Below are 15,908 nucleotides of genomic sequence, written 5' to 3'. Positions count from 1 at the left end.
GCGGTGACCGGCAGGAACTGATCCATGCAGCCACTTATCCAGCCCTCTCTTGGGCACCGCATCGGCGTCATCTCCGACACCCATGGCCTGCTCCGCCCCGAGGCGCTGGAGGCTCTTGAAGGCGTTCACCATATCCTGCACGCGGGCGACATCGGCGATCCCGCCCATCTTGACGCACTGGCGCGCATCGCCCCGGTGACGGCCATCCGCGGCAACATCGACCGCGGCCCCTGGGCCGAGGCCCTGCCCGAAACGGCGAGCCTCACGATCGGAGGCCTGCGGATCCACATGATCCATGACCGCAAGGCCTTGCAGGCCGATCCAAGCGCCGAGGGGTGGGACGTGGTGATCTCGGGCCATTTCCACAAGCCCGGCATCGAGGAAACCGGCGCCACCCTGTGGCTGAACCCCGGCGCCGCCGGCCCCCGCCGCTTTCGCCTGCCCATCACGCTGGCTTTCCTCTGGGAGGAGGCAGGCCGCCCCCGCGCCATAATCCACCCCTTGCCTGTCTGACCTGCTGCCACCCTGACCTGAACCGCCCCAGGTCCGTCGGACAATGGCTGTCAGAAGCAAGATCCTCATGAGGCCGCGACGGATCGGTGCCGGCGGCGGCGCACGTCGGCAGGGGTCAATGGCCTCAGTGGCCTCACGTCGCTTTGTGCCGCCTGGCGGTTGGATCGCCGTCTCTCAGCCCTGTCCGGGTGCCGGCGGCCCAGTGCTGCCGTTCCACCTTCGCCCGCTTCCGCGCCGCGGCGTCGTTGAAGCAGTCATCCCTGTGGGCAATCTGGTCTGCGCAGGTTGCTAGTCCTCGGCGGCAAAGCCTGCCGGGATACGGCGGCCCCTGTCCGCAGGCAAGCCGGTATCGTGGATCAGTTCCTGCGCCATTGCGTCCGCGTTCGGTCCTGCGTCCATCAGATGCTGCCAGATGTCGCGGACCGCCGGCGCCACGCGGCTTTCGGTCACGGCGCGGGCCGTGTGAAGCCATATGACCAGGCCATCGCTGCTGTCATACTCGCGCTTCTTGCGCAGGGCGGCGATCCTGGTCTGGGCAGTCGCGGCAAACCGGGAAACCGCGTCTGCCTTCCAATGGCTCACCTCGTAGAGGTCCATTCCATCCGACAGATAGGAAGCGGCCCAAAACCGCGCGGCGGCGGCGTGGCTTTCGACATGGTGCGGCTTCGCCGTGGCCAGTTTATCGGCAAGGGCCTGCGCCTCGTCGACAAGGGCTGCGGTCGCCTTTTCCTGCTTCCATGTGCTGAACATCATCGTCCTTTCCAAGCCAAGGGGGTAAAGCGCAAGCCGCAAGAAAAGATCCTTCGCGATTACGGTACGGACGCCCTTCAGCACCAATGGTCCTTTGTCATCGCATCAATCAGGTCGCGAGTCTGGAGCAGATCGGACAGATCGACCGGCAGCGCGGCCCTGCCCTCGAGGGCGTCCAGAAACGCAGAGATCAGGTCGCGATGGCTGGCATGGTCGAATGCCATGGGATCGGCTGCGCTGCCGCTGGCTCCCTCTCCGCCCAGGGTCTCGACCTGACCGTCATGATGGAAAACCTCGGCCTGCAAGCCACGAAGGCGGATGGTCATGCGCTCGAAGATCAGTGTCATCGTCTCGGGCAGGCCTGGATAGCAGGCCGTCGTGGCCATGATGGTGCCGGGCGCCGCGTCCGGCCCGAAGGCCGCCAGGGCACAAACCATGTCCTCGGCCTCCATGCGGTGAAGGGGGCTTTTCACGGCATGGGCGGCGCGGATCACGGCGCCGCCGCACAAGGCCCGCAGCACGTCAAGCGTATGGATCGCCTGCGTCAGCATCACGCCCCCGCCGTCACGGGCATATGTCCCGCGGCCCGGCTCATCGTAATAGGCCTGGGGGCGCCACCACGGGATCAGGCAATGCACGCCGCAAAGCCTGCCCGTCTCTCCGGACGAGATGATCCTTGCCACCGCCCGGACGGCAGGGCGGAACCGATGCTGCAACACGGGTGCCGCCAGCAGGCCCGATGCCCTTGCCCGATCGGCAAGAAACCGGGTGTCATCCGTCACCAGCCCGCCCGGCTTTTCGATCAGAAGATGCTTGCCTGCCGACAGGATGCGCCCGCCCAGATCGCGGTGGCTGTCGGGCGGGGTCAGCAGGATGACCGCATCAACGGCCGGGTCGCCAAGAATCACCAGCCCGCCCGGCTTTTCGATCAGAAGATGCTTGCCTGCCGACAGGATGCGCCCGCCCAGATCGCGGTGGCTGTCGGGCGGGGTCAGCAGGATGACCGCATCAACGGCCGGGTCGCCAAGAACAGCATCCAGATCGTCGGTCGCGGCAATACCGTAGGTTTGCGCGAACGCGGCCCGCCGCGCGGGGCTGCGCGCCACGGCATAGGCCAGGCGCGCCCGGCCCTTCAGGTCGGCAAGGCTGGCCATGTGCGGCGCCAGGGCCATTCCCAGACCTATGATGGCAAATGTCTTCACCCTTTTCTCCATCAGGATGTCCAGGCCGGTCGGTTGCCAGCTTGCGCCTCCTTAACCGCAGAGAGTCAGGAAACAAGGACCGAAAATCCATGATCACGCGATCGCGGCACCGAAGCGAAACCGCAACCGGGAGTGTCGGGGAAGGTCGCATCATGTGCAACCCGGATGGATATTCATGTCGGCTTGGCCAAGGCAAGTCTTTCCCTCAAGACTTCACACCCGACCTGGGTCGGGCACCACCGTCGCCGCCTATCGAGCTTGACAGGTTCAGGCGGCAGGCGTTCCATCTCTTGAACCAGGATGGAGAACCCTTCGATGTGCACGGCGTGCCTGATCGCTGACGTGAAGACCCATATGCTTTCGCGTCGCAGCCTTTTCACGGGCGCGGCGGCCACTGCGGCATTGGGCGCTACCTCGGGATTGCTGAGCGCACGGCCCGCCTTGGCGCAGGCGACAGGGCGGGTCGTGGACCTGACGCATGCCTATGACAGCGACTTTCCTACCTTCGACGGCAAGCCCGGCATCCTCTACGAGGTCGACAAGAACTTCGAGCCCGACGGCTATCACCTGTTCAAGCTGACGATCTTCGAGCACACTGGCACCCATATCGACGCGCCGTTGCATTTTTCAAAAGGCGGAGCCTCGGTCGATGCCCTGCCGGTCGAGCAACTGATCGCGCCCCTGTGCATCCTGGACATTTCCGCCAAGGCTGCCCAGGATCCGAATGCAACGGTCGAGCCCGCCGACATCGAGGCATGGATTTCCGCAAACGGCACAATCCCGGCGGGGGCCTGCGTGGCCATGAACTCGGGATGGACTGCCCGGATGGGCGACCCGTCCTGGCGCAATCTGCCCGACGGCACCATGGCATTCCCCGGCTTTTCCAAGGCCGCAACCGATCTTCTCGCCGAGGCGGGTGCGGCGTCGATCGGTGTGGATACCCTGTCGCTCGACCCCGGGAACTCTGCTGACTTCGCGGTGCATTACTCCTGGCTGCCTTCGGGCCGGTTCGGGATCGAAGGGCTTGCCAACCTTGACCAGCTTCCCGCTAGCGGGGCGACGATCTTTATCGGCGCGCCGAAACATCGCGGCGGCACCGGCGGCCCTGCGCGCATCATGGCCCTGCTGTGAAAGGCCTTTGACAATCTTTCAGGGTTAGCTGCCTGGCAGCAGACTTCCGCTTTGCCGGCCACGGATTATGACAGCAACGAGCTGCGGAGGAGGGCGCCTTCACCGTTCTCAACCGCTCCCCTGGCCAAGGGAGGCTCGTCGAAAGGCCCAGTGTCAAACGACCCGGGGCTCAACCGCAGGGCACGCAAATGCCGCCCTGTGAGCAGGCAGCGACCGCTTTTCTCTCGCACCCCAAACCTTTTCCGAAGATCGGCGGTGACCGCCAGCGTAACCCACGGCCGCGCGGCTCGCGCTACGCCAAAGGCTCCGCGCGCGGCATCCTACACCACGTGCGGAAACACTATCGAGGATCTTTTGCTATGCGATCGGCCTCGGAGAAATGGAACACATTCACTCGCGCCTTGCCTGCAGCAAGCTGTGTATGTGATTTCGCGCTCAACAGATAGTTCTGCGCTTGCTGTGTTCCTCGCCAACCAGTGCCCTCGGCACTCTCAAGCAAGGAAATGGAATGGTCTGCCAGCAGGGCATCGTGGTTTGCGAATGCTATATACGTCGTTGCTCGTCCCGCAGCGAAATCCCCCTCATACTTTGCCTCAACGGTGATTGAGGTTGCAGCAATTTCTTCGCCAAGCTGCAGGGCCTCAAGGAGGCGGCCGTCAGCAATAAGGTAAGCTGCCCGCTGCGTGCGCGGATCAGCATAGGCGACATCTTCCGATGGAGGTAAGCAGAGTCCACACCACCTCCTGGAGAGAACAGGACGTCAACGATCGTCCGATTATAGGACATCTCCAGCCCCAGGTGGACAATCTCGACGCAGGAAACTGAGACTTGAAAGTGCCGGAGGTGCCAAGAAAATCATGGCGAGGGAGATGGTGCCATGCGCATAGCGAATTCCTTATAATAGGACATTATTATCGCACCATAAGCGTGGTGGAGCAGAAGATGTGTTTCCCTGACAATGCTGGAAAACATCTCCAACCTAGAGGGCAAGGCGCACAGGACCGAGGATGTCGCTGAAGGTAAGATTGGTCCTACGGACCCATGCTGCGGCATAGGGCGGGCTGGTCACGCAAGATGAATACTCCAGCTGGACCTGGATCGCAAACTCAGGCGTAGTTCCGGGTTCCGAAGATTGCTGAGCCAACGCGCACATGGGTCGCGCCCTCGGCGACGGCCGTCTCGAAGTCCGCGCTCATGCCCATGGAGAGGTTGGGTAGGCCATGGTCCGCCGCCAAGGCGCGCAGCAGGCGGAAATGAGGCAGGGGATCCGCGCCGTCGGGCGGGATACACATCAGGCCCTGGGGCGACAGACCCAAGTCGCGGCAAGAGGCCAGGAAGACCGGCAATTCGTCGGCCAGGATCCCGGCCTTTTGCGGCTCGTCCCCGGTATTGACCTGGATGAACAGTTGCGGGCTGCGGCCTTGCTGCTCGATCTGGGGGGCAAGCTTGCGGGCCAGGCTCATGCGGTCCAACGTATGGATGGCGTCGAACAGTTCGACTGCGGCCTTGGCCTTGTTGGATTGCAGGGGGCCGATCATGTGCAGTTCGACCCCGTGCCAGCGGCTGCGCCAGTCGGGCCACTTGCCCTGCGCTTCCTGCACATAGTTCTCGCCGAAGACGCGCTGCCCTGCGTCCAGCACGGCAGTCACGCGGTCCTGCGGCTGCACCTTGCTGACCGCGATTAGCGTGACGCTGCCCGGCGTGCGTCCGGCCCGTTCCTCGGCCGCGGCAATGCGGCGCTTGATGTCATCCAATCCCATCGCGCAACAAGACAAAAAGAAAAGAGCGGGCGCAAGGCCCGCTCTCAAGTTTGACTGCTGATCCGGGGATCAGAAGTCGAAGCGCACGCCCATGTCGGCGGTCACGCGCTCTTGGTAGTCGCGCTGCAGCGCTGCGCCCAGACGAGCACCGCCCAGGTCGTAGTTGACGCCAATACCGAACGAGTTATCGGTTTCTTTCTGCGTCCAGTCACCGCTGTTGTTAGCGATGTAGGCTTCGATATTGGTCAGGCCATCGCCCAGCGTGTAGTCGCCGTACAGGGTGATGGTGTTGCCAAGATCGCCGATGGCATTCGGCTCGGTGGGAGAGCCGCTGATGCCCACGATGCTACCCGCGTCGCCGTTGTCGATCCAGTTCAGACCAATGCGGGCATTTTCCATGACGGCATAGCGTGCACCGACGAAGTAGACGTCATGATCGTCGACCCCAGAACCGTTCAGGGCAAGACCCGCCGACAGTTCCAGACGCTCGTTCCAGGTATAGTCCACCGCAAGGCTGAACTCTTCGCGGACGTCTTGCTCGACAAACTCACCCAGTTCCGGATCGAAAATCAGAACGTCTTCGTTCAGTCCGGTCTGGTCGGGGTCGATATAGGAGCCGCTGATGGTCAGGTTGTCGAGTGAATAGCTTGCATAGATGCCCATGCGGTCGTCATCGCCGTAGGGTTCGCTTTCGTAGGCGAAGAAGGTACCCAGTGCGTTGCCGCCAACCGAGCGGTCGTAGGAGCCAAGTTCCGAACCATAGATCAGGCCGGCCGTGTCCAGCGCGCCTTCGACGTTGCCGATTTCGACAGTCAAGCCGCTGCTGGTAACGTAAATTTTGCCAGCGTTGATTTCGCCGCCGTTATCCTGGTTCTGGTCCCACTGGATACGGAAGCGAGCACCAAAATCGACGCCCTGATCGGTCGAGGTCGCGGCGTCGATGTTCATCCGCAGGCGCGAAACCACTTGGGTGTCGTTGCCAAAAGCGCCGGAAGCCGGATCGATGGCTTGGCGGGCGTCTTCGTAATAGATCACGCCGGTCCGGCCATAGCCCGAGATGGTCACATCGGCAGCAGCGACACCGGCGGTCAGGACCAGTGCGGTGGAGGCGATAAGAGCCTTTTTCATGTCAAGTTCCCTCTTGTCTCTCTGATGCCCAAACCGGCATTACCGCCTTGGGTATGCTGCTTGTTTCCCCTGTCCTTCCCTATGATGCAACGGAATCGCGCGCCTGCTCTGGCCACGGCGGTTTCTGTGATGCACAAGGGCCACACCTTTGCGTGACCAAGGGAACCTGCGCATTCTGGCCTGCGGGCCAAGGCGCTTGTGGGGCGGGGGTGATCCGGGCTAAAGCTGGCCCTGACGCGAAAAACGAGGGACCGCATGAAAACCGCACACGCCGCGCGCCTGGTGATCGCAGGGGTTCTTTGCGGGGGATTAGCTGCCTGTGGTGGTGGCGGACCAAATGCCGGACCGCAAGAGAGCGCCGACATGCGCCCCGAGGTGCGGCGTACGACGATCTGGGATGTCTTTGAAGGATCCGAGAACCCGAACACCACCGTTGGCGTGAACAAGTACCTGTGGAACGCCAGCCTCGAAGTGCTGAACTTCCTGCCGGTGCAGACGGTCGATCCCTTTACTGGCGTGATCCAGACCGGATATGGCACGCCCCCCGGCGGCGGGCGGTCCTATCGCGCGACGATCAAGATCGCCGATCCGGCACTGGACGCGCGCAGTCTGAAGCTGTCGCTGCAAGGCCCCGGCGGCGCGGCAATCGAACCGGGCACCGTGCGCGCCGTGGAAGACGCGATCCTGACCCGCGCACGTCAGCTGCGCATCCAGGACGGGCGGCTGTAGGGGCGGGCAGCGCCCACTGGACCCGCCAAGTCGCGCCGTATAAACCCGGCGCGACGAATGACGCCAAAGGTCCGCACCATGCCCTATGATCCCTCGAGCAGCGAATCCCGGTGGCAGCAGGCCTGGGCCGACGCCGGCAGCTTCACCGCGATCCGCGACGAGCGGCCGAAATACTATGTGCTGGAAATGTTCCCCTATCCATCGGGGCGCATCCACATGGGCCATGTGCGCAACTACACGATGGGCGACGTGGTTGCCCGCTTCAAGCGCGCACAGGGGTTCAGCGTGCTGCACCCGATGGGCTGGGACGCCTTCGGGATGCCTGCGGAAAACGCCGCGATGGAACAGGGCGGCCATCCGCGCGACTGGACCTATGCCAACATCGCCACGATGAAGAAGCAGTTGAAGCCGTTGGGCCTGTCGATCGACTGGTCCCGCGAATTCGCCACCTGCGACGACGATTACGTCCACCAGCAACAGGCGATGTTCCTGGATATGCTGGAGGCCGGATTGATCACCCGCAAGTCGGCCCAGGTGAACTGGGATCCGGTGGACATGACGGTGCTGGCCAACGAGCAGGTGATCGACGGCAAGGGCTGGCGGTCGGGCGCCCCAGTTGAGCGGCGCGAACTGACGCAGTGGTTCTTCCGCATCTCGGATTATTCCGAGGAGTTGCTGGCGGCCCTGGACGGGCTGACCGGCTGGCCGGAAAAGGTGCGGCTGATGCAGTCGAACTGGATCGGCAAGTCGCGCGGGTTGCAGTTCCGGTTCGAAACGGTGGACGCCCCCGAGGAATTCGCCGCAATCGAGGTTTATACCACCCGCCCCGACACGCTGATGGGCGCCAGCTTCGTGGCGCTGTCGCCCGATCATCCGCTGGTCAAGGATCTGGCCGCCGCCGATCCCAAGGTCGCGGCCTTTGTCGAGGAATGCCGCCGCATCGGCACGACCGAGGAAGCCATCGAAACCGCGCCCAAGCTGGGCTTCGATACCGGCCTGACTGTCAAACATCCGCTGGACGAAGGCTGGCACCTGCCGATCTGGATCGCGAATTTCGTGCTGATGGATTACGGCACCGGCGCGATCTTCGGATCGCCCGCCCATGACGAGCGCGACCACGAATTCGCCACGAAATACGGGCTGCCGATCCGCGCGACCTTTGGCGAACGCGGCATGACGCTGGACCAGGCCGACGCGATGGCCGCCAAGGCGCCCTATGTGCCGCTGAAATCCGAAACCGTCACCTATGTGCGCGGCTTCTCCGGTGAAGCTGACCAGACCGGAGAGGCCGCGGTGGACGCGGCCATCACCCACGCCGAGGCCAATGGCTATGGCGAGGGCGTCACGAAATTCCGCCTGCGCGACTGGGGCATCTCCCGCCAGCGATACTGGGGCTGCCCGATCCCGGTCCTGCATTGCGACACCTGCGGCACGGTGCCCGAGGCCAAGGAGAACCTGCCCGTCCTGCTGCCCCAGGATGTCACCTTCGATGTGCCCGGCAACCCGCTGGACCGCCACCCGAGCTGGCGCAAGGCCACCTGCCCGAAATGCGGGGGCGCGGCGCGGCGCGAGACGGACACGATGGACACCTTCGTCGACTCGTCCTGGTATTACGCGCGCTTCACCAGCCCCCATGCGTCGACGCCCACCGACCGGGCCGACGCCGATTACTGGATGAACGTGGACCAGTATATCGGCGGGATCGAACACGCGATCCTGCACCTGCTGTATTCGCGCTTCTTCGCCCGCGCGATGGTCAAGACCGGGCATCTGCCAGAAAGCGCGAAGGAGCCTTTCGATGCGCTGTTCACGCAAGGGATGGTCACGCACGAGATCTACAAGACGAGTGACGATCGCGGCCGTCCGGTCTATCACCTGCCCGAGGACGTGACGGACGGCAAGCTGGCCGACGGCACCGAGGTCGAGATCATCCCCTCCGCCAAGATGTCGAAGTCCAAGAAGAACGTCGTCGATCCGGTCAACATCGTGCAAAGCTTCGGCGCCGATACCGCGCGCTGGTTCATGCTGTCCGACAGCCCGCCCGAACGCGACGTCGAATGGACTGCCGCCGGGGCTGAGGCTGCCAACAAGTTCCTGGGCCGTGTCTGGCGTCTGGCCGACGAGGCGGGTGACGGCGGGGACGACCCCGACCTGGCCCGCGCCGCGCATCGGGCGATCAACGACGTGACCAAGGCCATCGAGGGCTTTGCCTTCAACAAGGCGGTCGCCAAGATCTATGAACTGGCCAATGCCGTCGGCAAGTCGAAGGCGGGCGGCGAGGCCCGCCGCGCCGCGTTGCGGATCATGGCGCAACTGATGGGGCCGATGGTGCCGCACCTGGCCGAAGATGTCTGGGCGATGGCGGGCGGGCAGGGCCTGCTGGTCGATGCGCCCTGGCCCAAGGCGGATCCGGCCATGCTGGAGGACGATACGGTCACCCTGCCGATCCAGATCAACGGCAAGCGCCGGGCCGAGATCAGCGTCGCCAAGGACATGCCCAAGGACCAGATCGAGGCGCTGGTGCTGGCCGACGAAACCGTGCGCAAGTTCCTGGAAGGCGCGGCGCCGAAAAAGCTGATCGTCGTGCCGGGGCGGATCGTCAATGTGGTCGCCTGACCTGAACCGCCGCGCAGCCCTGCTGGGGCTGCTGGCGGTGTCTGCCTGCGGGCTGACGCCGGTCTATGGCCCGAACGGGGCAGGCCAGCGGCTGTTCGGCAAGGTCCGCCCGCGTGATCCCGAGACCTATCAGGATTTCGCCTTCAACCGCCGCCTGGGCGAGCGGCTGGGCGGCGAGGGGACGGATTACGACCTGGATTACCGCATCACCGTGGGCGTGGTCCCGCAGGCGATCACCACGGACGAGGTCACGAACCGCTATTCGTTGAACGGGACGGCGGATTTCGTGCTGACCGACCGCGTCGGGCGGGTCCTGGCGCAGGGTCGGGTCAGCAACTTCACCTCTTATTCCACCACCGGCACCACCATCGCCACGCTGTCCGCCGAGGGCGACGCCCGGTCCCGGCTGGCCGAGATGCTGGCCGATCAGGTTGTCACGCGTTTGCTGGCGGCATCCGCGCAACTGCCGGAATGACGGGCGAATGATCCTGAAGGGCGCTGAAATCGCGCGCTATCTGGCACGGCCCGATCCGTCGCGCCCGGCGCTGCTGATCTATGGTCAGGACGCGATGCGTGTGGCGATAAAGCGGGCCGAGGCGGTAAAGGCCCTGGTGGGCGAAAAGGCAGACGAGGAGATGCGCCTGACCCGCCTGCCCGGCGCGGGGCTGCGCAAGGATCCCGCGCAACTGCTGGACGCCGTTAAGGAGGTGGGCTTTTTCCCCGGACCCCGCGTGGTACTGGTCGAGGATACGCCGGATACCGCCGCCGATGCGGTGCGCGCAGCCCTGCTGGACTGGAAGCCGGGCGATGCGGCGATGGTAGTGACGGCGGGGGCCTTGGGCAAGTCGTCCGCCCTGCGAAAGCTGTTCGAACCGCACCCGACGGCCGTGACCGCGCCCATCTATGACGACCCGCCGGGCGAGGACGAGGTCGCGCGGTGGATGGCGGATGCCGGGTTGCGCCAGGTGCCGCCCGCCGCAATGAAGGAGATGATGGTGCTGGCCCGCGCATTGGATCCGGGTGACCTGCGCCAGACGATCGAGAAGATCGGGCTTTACAAGCACGGCGACCCCGCCCCCCTTGCGGTCGAGGAAATCGCCCTCATGGCCCCTGCCACCATCGAGGCGGATCTGGACGAATTGATCCACATCGTCGCCGAACGCCGTGAAGCCGAGTTCGGGGCAATGATGCGCCGGATCGAGGGGCAGGGCATCAATCCGGTGACGCTGTGCATTGCTGCCTTGCGCCATTTTCGCGTCCTGCACGGGGCCGCCGCCGATCCCGCCGGGCCGGGCGTGGCCTTGTCGCGGGCGCGCCCGCCGGTCTTTGGCCCGCGCCGCGACCGGATGGCCCGGCAAGCACAGGCCTGGGGCATGAGTCCGCTGGAGGAAGCAGTGCGGTCGCTGCTGGATTGCGACCTGACGTTGCGCAGTTCGACCCGCGCGCCGCAGATGGCCCTGGTCGAACGCGCGCTGATCCGGCTGACGATGGCACCCCGGGGACGGCGGTGACGGAAACCGTCGATGCCCTGGTCATCGGCGCAGGACCGGCCGGGCTGATGGCGGCAGAAGCCCTGATGGCGCCAGGCCGCACCGTGGTGGTGGCCGAAGCGATGCCCACGCCTGCGCGCAAGTTCCTGATGGCAGGAAAATCCGGGCTGAACCTGACAAAGGACGAGCCGTTCGAGGCGTTTGCGCAAAGGTTCAGGGTCGGCACCGGGGCGCTGCCCCGGACCCCGGGATATTTGCATGAAGAAGAAAGCCGGTTCGGCCCTGCCGAGGTGATGGCCTGGGCGCGGGGGCTGGGGATCAAACTGTTCACCGGCTCAACGGGCCGGGTGTTTCCGGTGGGGATGAAAGCCTCGCCGCTGCTTCGGGCCTGGCTTTCACGGCTGCGCGGGGGCGGGGTCGATCTGCGGACCCGCTGGCGGTGGATCGGCGAGGGCTTCCGGTTCCAGACACCGGACGGGCTGCGGGTCATCCAGCCGCGCGTGGCCGTGCTGGCGCTTGGGGGGGCGAGTTGGCCCCGGATGGGATCGGACGGGGCTTGGGTGCCGTGGTTGCGGGCGGCAGGGGTGGGCGTGGCGCCGTTCCGGCCTGCGAACATGGGGTTTCGTGTGGCCTGGTCCCCGCCCATGGCACGGCATTTCGGGGCGGCGGTCAAGGGCACCGCGCTGACAGCGGGCGATCTGGTCAGCCGGGGCGAATGGATCATCGGCAGACTGGGGATCGAGGGCGGCGGGATCTATGAGGTCTCGGCCGCTCTGCGGGAGAGTGCGTCAGGTCATGTGGATTTGGCGCCGGACCTGGATCATGGGATGCTGGCGGCGCGATTCTCCCGGCACAGGGGAAAGCTGTCCTTGGGCAACTGGCTGCGCCGGGTGTTGGACGATCCGATCAAGGTTGCGCTGCTGCTGGAATGGGGCAAGCCCTTGCCTGCGGATCCCGCGGGATGGGCGGTGCGGACCAAGGCCTTGCCCATACGTCACGAAGGGCCGATGGGGATCGAGACCGCGATTTCCTCTGCGGGGGGCGTCATCTGGGATTCGCTGGACCCCGATCAGGAACTGCGCGCCCTGCCCAATGTCTTTGTCGCGGGCGAGATGCTGGACTGGGAAGCGCCGACCGGCGGCTATCTTCTGACCGCCTGCCTGGGCAGCGGGTTGCACGCGGGACGGGCAGCCGCGTCGCGGCTTGCGACCGGAACAGCCCCTGATCCTGTCCGCGCTTGATGGGACAGGAAGCATGACCCATGCTCGACCCATGGGAGGAAACCACCGATCCAAGGAAAGGGTTTCCGATGGCCTATACGATCACCCATTTCGCACCCGAAACGCGCAGCCGCATCGACGCCTTCTTCAACCGTTTCGGCCAAGGCGTGAACGCCTATCTGGAAGCGCGGGCGCGGTCTGCGCAGATCGAGGCGCTTGAGGCGAAATCCGATGGTGAACTGGCCTGGATGGGCCTGACCCGCGACCGGATCGTGGCCCATGTGTTTCGAGACACCTATTGGGTCTGACCGGCGCTAGTCCTTCCAGTCGATGACCACCTGCGTTTGGGTGACGATGGCGGCTGTCTTGCCGTCGCCCCGGGTGATGGTGGTCTGCCAGATCTGGGTTGTCCGCCCGATATGCAGGGGCAGGCTGACGGCACGGGCCGTATCGCCCAGCCGGATCGGGCGCAGGAAGTTGGTCTTGCTTTCCAGCGTGGTCGTGGTCTTGCCCTCGGGCAGGTTCAGGAAGGTGCCGGTGCCGCCTGCATTGTCGGCCAGGCCCATGATCGCACCGCCATGCAGCACGCCGTTGCGGTTGGCCAGCGCCTGCGTCACCGGCATCTCGAATTCGACCCGCTCGGGCGTGGCGCAGACCAGCCGCGCGCCGATGTGAATGGCGAATTCCGGCTGGTCGTCGGCATCGCGCCTGGTGTGGTCGTCGTTCATGGAGGTTCCCTTCCGCTGCCCGGCCATATCAACCGGACAGGCGGCCAAGGGCAAGCGCGCTCAGGCCTTTCGGCAGGACACCAGTTGCGCGCGATACATCTGCGCCCGCTGCCCGACCTGGGCTGCCACCCGCACCAGCCAGGGCTTGCCCAGATAGGACTGGCGCGCAAATCCCGACCGGCCCTCGTGATAGGCCAGGTACTGCCCCGTCGCGTCCCATTTCGAAATACCGAGGCGGCGGGTGGAGTTGTGCATGTACCAGCCCATGAAGTCGGTGGCATGGCGGATGTTGTCGCGCTTGGCGCGGCGATTGCCGGTTTCCTTCTGGTATTCCTCCCATGTCCCGTCCAGGGCTTGGGAATAGCCGAAGGCACTGGACTGGCGGCCGATGGGAATCACCCCGAGCGCGTATTGATGCGGGGTCCGGGCATCGCCGATGAACTTCGATTCCTGGTGGATCGCCGCCATCTGCACATGGATGGGAATGCCCCATTTGCGTTCAGTGGCCTTCATCGCCCGGTAATAGGCGGGCCGTTCGGCCACGATGGCGCAGGCGTTGTCCAACTGGCGCGGCGCCGAGTAATTGTTGCCGCCGCCGCATGACGCGACCAGCCCGACAATCGCGAGTTTCAGAAGCCTGTTCATCCTGCCCTCTTGTCGTTTTGGGGCGATCTTACGGAAAATCACGACCGGGTGAAATCACAAAGCCGGAAGGTCAGACCGACAGCACGGCCTGCACCGCCCTTTGCCAAGCGGAGTATCGCCGATCCCGGTCCTTGTCCGTCATCTGCGGCTCGAAGCGGCGGTCAAGCTGCCATGCCTTTGCGTATTCGTCGGGCGAGGGGCACAGGTCCGCACGATATCCCGCCAGCCAGGCGGCACCCTGGGCCGTGGTTTCGGTATTCGCGGGCCGGTCCACCGGCGCCCCCAGGATGTCGGCCAGGAACTGCATGGCCGGTTCGCTGGCGGTCATGCCGCCATCGACGCGCAGCACCGCATCCCCCGCCTGGGGCCAGTCGGCCTGCATTGCCTGCAACAGGTCCCGGGTCTGAAAACCGACGCTCTCCAGGGCTGCGCGGGCAAATTCGGCGGGGCCGGTATTGCGGGTCAGGCCAAAGACCGCGCCCCGCGCATTGGGTGCCCAATGCGGCGCGCCAAGCCCGGTAAAGGCCGGGACCATGATGATTGCCTGGCTGTTGTCGGCCGTTTCGGACAGCGGCTGCGTTTCCTTGGCCTCGCGGATCAGTTTCAGCCCATCGCGCAGCCATTGCACCACCGCCCCCGCGATGAAGATCGACCCTTCCAGGGCAAAGGTGGTCTTGCCGTCCAGGCGATAGGCGATGGTGGTCAGCAACCGGTTCTGCGACCGGACCGCCTGGCCGCCGGTGTTCAAAAGCGCGAAACAGCCGGTGCCATAGGTTGCCTTCATCATCCCCGGCCGAAAGCAGGCCTGTCCGACGGTCGCGGCCTGCTGGTCGCCCGCGACCCCGGCAATGGGGATTTCGCGGCCGAACAGGTCGGGGCGCGTGGTGCCGAAGTCATCGGCGCTGTCCTTGACCTCGGGGAGCAGTTCGGGGGGAATGCCGAACAGGCGGCACATCTCGTCGGACCAGCAGCCCTTGCGGATGTCGTACAGCAGGGTGCGGCTGGCATTGGTGGCATCGGTGACGTGGGACCGCCCGCCGGTCAGCTTCCAGATCAGGAAGCTGTCGATGGTGCCGAAGGCCAGTTCGCCCGCCTTGGCGCGGTCGCGGGCACCGTCCACATGATCCAGAAGCCAGGCGATCTTGGTCGCGCTGAAATAGGGATCCAGCAACAAGCCGGTGGTGTCCGTGACCTGATCCTCGGCCCCGTCGTTGCGCAACCGGTCGCAGATGTCGGCGGTGCGGCGGTCCTGCCAGACGATGGCGCGATGGATAGGCTGGCCGGTCTGGCGGTCCCAGATCACCACGGTTTCGCGCTGGTTGGTGATGCCGATGGCGTCGATCCGGGGGGCGCCTGCCTTTTCGATGGCGGCGCGGGCGGTTCCGGCGCTGCTGGTCCAGATGTCGTTCGGGTCGTGTTCGACCCAGCCCGACTGGGGGAAATGCTGCGGGAATTCGTGCTGGGCCGTGGCCTGCACCTGCAAGTCGTCGTTGAAGACGACCGCGCGCGACGACGTCGTTCCCTGATCCATTGCCAGAATCGTCATGTATCGTCCCCTTTCATCAGCGCGCCGATGGCAGCCAGGTCGGCCGCCCCCTTGTCGGTCAGCAATCGTTCCAGTGATTCGTAATGGCGCAGCACCGCCTGGCCGGTCGCCGTGATCCTGGCCCCGCCGCCGCCCGTGCCGCCCCGGCTGCTGTCCACCAGCGGCCGGGCAAAGGCCCGGTTCATCTCCTCGACCAGGGACCAGGCGCGCTTATAGCTCATCCCCATCTGCCGCCCGGCGGCCGAGATGGAGCCGTGCTGCCCAATCAGGTGCAAAAGCTGCGCCTTGCCCGGTCCCAGCACCAGCGGCACGTCATATTCCAGCCGCAGCTTGATCCGGGGGCCGTCCCTATCCATTGCGATTCGGTTCCTGCGTTTCGAACAGGTTAGCCTCGGTCCCCCTGCGACGCCACGGCGGGCTTGGCGGGCGGGACAAGCGCGGCCTATGCTG

The 15,908-nt window shown here is 65.1% G+C and carries 16 protein-coding genes; 8 read left to right on the top strand and 8 right to left on the bottom strand.

Annotated elements, in window-relative coordinates; genetic code table 11:
* Nucleotides 1-24 precede the first annotated feature (24 nt).
* Nucleotides 25-513, top strand: a complete 489-nt coding sequence (locus Q5701_RS18085) for a metallophosphoesterase family protein (RefSeq protein ID WP_306752365.1) — start codon at nucleotides 25-27, stop codon at nucleotides 511-513.
* Between the two features lie 288 nt (nucleotides 514-801).
* On the opposite strand, the gene Q5701_RS18080 is transcribed toward Q5701_RS18085, so the two are convergent.
* Together Q5701_RS18080 and Q5701_RS18075 are read right to left on the bottom strand one after the other, a co-directional pair.
* On the bottom strand, nucleotides 802-1,266 hold the full coding sequence (locus tag Q5701_RS18080; RefSeq protein ID WP_306752364.1) for a hypothetical protein: 465 nt from the start codon (nucleotides 1,264-1,266) through the stop codon (nucleotides 802-804).
* 74 nt (nucleotides 1,267-1,340) lie between these two features.
* Nucleotides 1,341-2,465 carry a Gfo/Idh/MocA family protein gene (locus Q5701_RS18075; protein ID WP_306752363.1) on the bottom strand — a complete coding sequence of 375 codons (1,125 nt, stop codon included), beginning with the start codon at nucleotides 2,463-2,465 and terminating at the stop codon, nucleotides 1,341-1,343.
* A 315-nt stretch (nucleotides 2,466-2,780) separates the two neighbouring features.
* Here Q5701_RS18075 and Q5701_RS18070 point away from each other — a divergent pair, with 315 nt between their 5' ends.
* Nucleotides 2,781-3,596 (top strand): cyclase family protein, encoded by an 816-nt coding sequence (locus Q5701_RS18070; protein WP_306752362.1) that lies wholly within the window; start codon nucleotides 2,781-2,783, stop codon nucleotides 3,594-3,596.
* A gap of 1,106 nt (nucleotides 3,597-4,702) precedes the next feature.
* On the opposite strand, the gene Q5701_RS18065 is transcribed toward Q5701_RS18070, so the two are convergent.
* Both Q5701_RS18065 and Q5701_RS18060 read right to left on the bottom strand, forming a co-directional pair.
* Nucleotides 4,703-5,356: a YggS family pyridoxal phosphate-dependent enzyme gene (locus Q5701_RS18065; RefSeq protein ID WP_306752361.1), complete on the bottom strand. Its 654-nt coding sequence runs from the start codon at nucleotides 5,354-5,356 to the stop codon at nucleotides 4,703-4,705.
* A gap of 69 nt (nucleotides 5,357-5,425) precedes the next feature.
* Nucleotides 5,426-6,484, bottom strand: coding sequence for a porin (locus Q5701_RS18060; protein WP_306752360.1), 1,059 nt, complete (start codon nucleotides 6,482-6,484; stop codon nucleotides 5,426-5,428).
* A gap of 255 nt (nucleotides 6,485-6,739) precedes the next feature.
* On the opposite strand from Q5701_RS18060, the gene Q5701_RS18055 reads away from it, so the two are divergent.
* From Q5701_RS18055 to Q5701_RS18030, 6 genes are all read left to right on the top strand, one after another.
* The gene (locus Q5701_RS18055) at nucleotides 6,740-7,213 is read left to right on the top strand and encodes a DUF3576 domain-containing protein (RefSeq protein WP_188714612.1); all 474 of its coding nucleotides are present in this window, start codon (nucleotides 6,740-6,742) and stop codon (nucleotides 7,211-7,213) included.
* A gap of 78 nt (nucleotides 7,214-7,291) precedes the next feature.
* Nucleotides 7,292-9,829, top strand: coding sequence for a leucine--tRNA ligase (leuS, locus tag Q5701_RS18050; protein WP_306752359.1), 2,538 nt, complete (start codon nucleotides 7,292-7,294; stop codon nucleotides 9,827-9,829).
* Nucleotides 9,816-10,304, top strand: a complete 489-nt coding sequence (lptE, locus tag Q5701_RS18045) for an LPS assembly lipoprotein LptE (RefSeq protein ID WP_306752358.1) — start codon at nucleotides 9,816-9,818, stop codon at nucleotides 10,302-10,304. The genes leuS and lptE overlap by 14 nt, the downstream gene beginning before the upstream one ends.
* A 7-nt stretch (nucleotides 10,305-10,311) precedes the next feature.
* Nucleotides 10,312-11,340, top strand: a complete 1,029-nt coding sequence (gene holA / locus Q5701_RS18040; RefSeq protein ID WP_306752357.1) for a DNA polymerase III subunit delta — start codon at nucleotides 10,312-10,314, stop codon at nucleotides 11,338-11,340.
* Entirely contained in the window at nucleotides 11,337-12,560 is a 1,224-nt protein-coding gene (locus tag Q5701_RS18035; protein WP_306752356.1) for a BaiN/RdsA family NAD(P)/FAD-dependent oxidoreductase, read from the top strand. The genes holA and Q5701_RS18035 overlap by 4 nt, the downstream gene beginning before the upstream one ends.
* A 68-nt stretch (nucleotides 12,561-12,628) precedes the next feature.
* The gene (locus Q5701_RS18030) at nucleotides 12,629-12,847 is read left to right on the top strand and encodes a hypothetical protein (protein WP_306752355.1); all 219 of its coding nucleotides are present in this window, start codon (nucleotides 12,629-12,631) and stop codon (nucleotides 12,845-12,847) included.
* A gap of 6 nt (nucleotides 12,848-12,853) precedes the next feature.
* Here Q5701_RS18030 and Q5701_RS18025 read toward each other — a convergent pair whose 3' ends face one another.
* From Q5701_RS18025 to Q5701_RS18010, 4 genes are all read right to left on the bottom strand, one after another.
* Entirely contained in the window at nucleotides 12,854-13,267 is a 414-nt protein-coding gene (locus Q5701_RS18025) for a PaaI family thioesterase (protein WP_306752354.1), read from the bottom strand.
* 60 nt (nucleotides 13,268-13,327) lie between these two features.
* Nucleotides 13,328-13,912: a transglycosylase SLT domain-containing protein gene (locus Q5701_RS18020; protein WP_306752353.1), complete on the bottom strand. Its 585-nt coding sequence runs from the start codon at nucleotides 13,910-13,912 to the stop codon at nucleotides 13,328-13,330.
* A gap of 70 nt (nucleotides 13,913-13,982) precedes the next feature.
* The gene (glpK, locus tag Q5701_RS18015) at nucleotides 13,983-15,458 is read right to left on the bottom strand and encodes a glycerol kinase GlpK (RefSeq protein ID WP_306752352.1); all 1,476 of its coding nucleotides are present in this window, start codon (nucleotides 15,456-15,458) and stop codon (nucleotides 13,983-13,985) included.
* Complete coding sequence (locus Q5701_RS18010) at nucleotides 15,455-15,814, bottom strand: winged helix-turn-helix domain-containing protein (protein ID WP_306752351.1); 360 nt, start codon at nucleotides 15,812-15,814, stop codon at nucleotides 15,455-15,457. The genes glpK and Q5701_RS18010 overlap by 4 nt, the downstream gene beginning before the upstream one ends.
* Between the last annotated feature and the right edge of the window lie 94 nt (nucleotides 15,815-15,908).

The sequence above is a fragment of the Paracoccus actinidiae genome, assembly GCF_030863885.1.
GTDB lineage: Bacteria > Pseudomonadota > Alphaproteobacteria > Rhodobacterales > Rhodobacteraceae > Paracoccus > Paracoccus everestensis.
The sequence above is the reverse complement of the archived record's forward strand: the minus strand, read 5'-3'. Positions and strand labels throughout refer to the sequence as shown.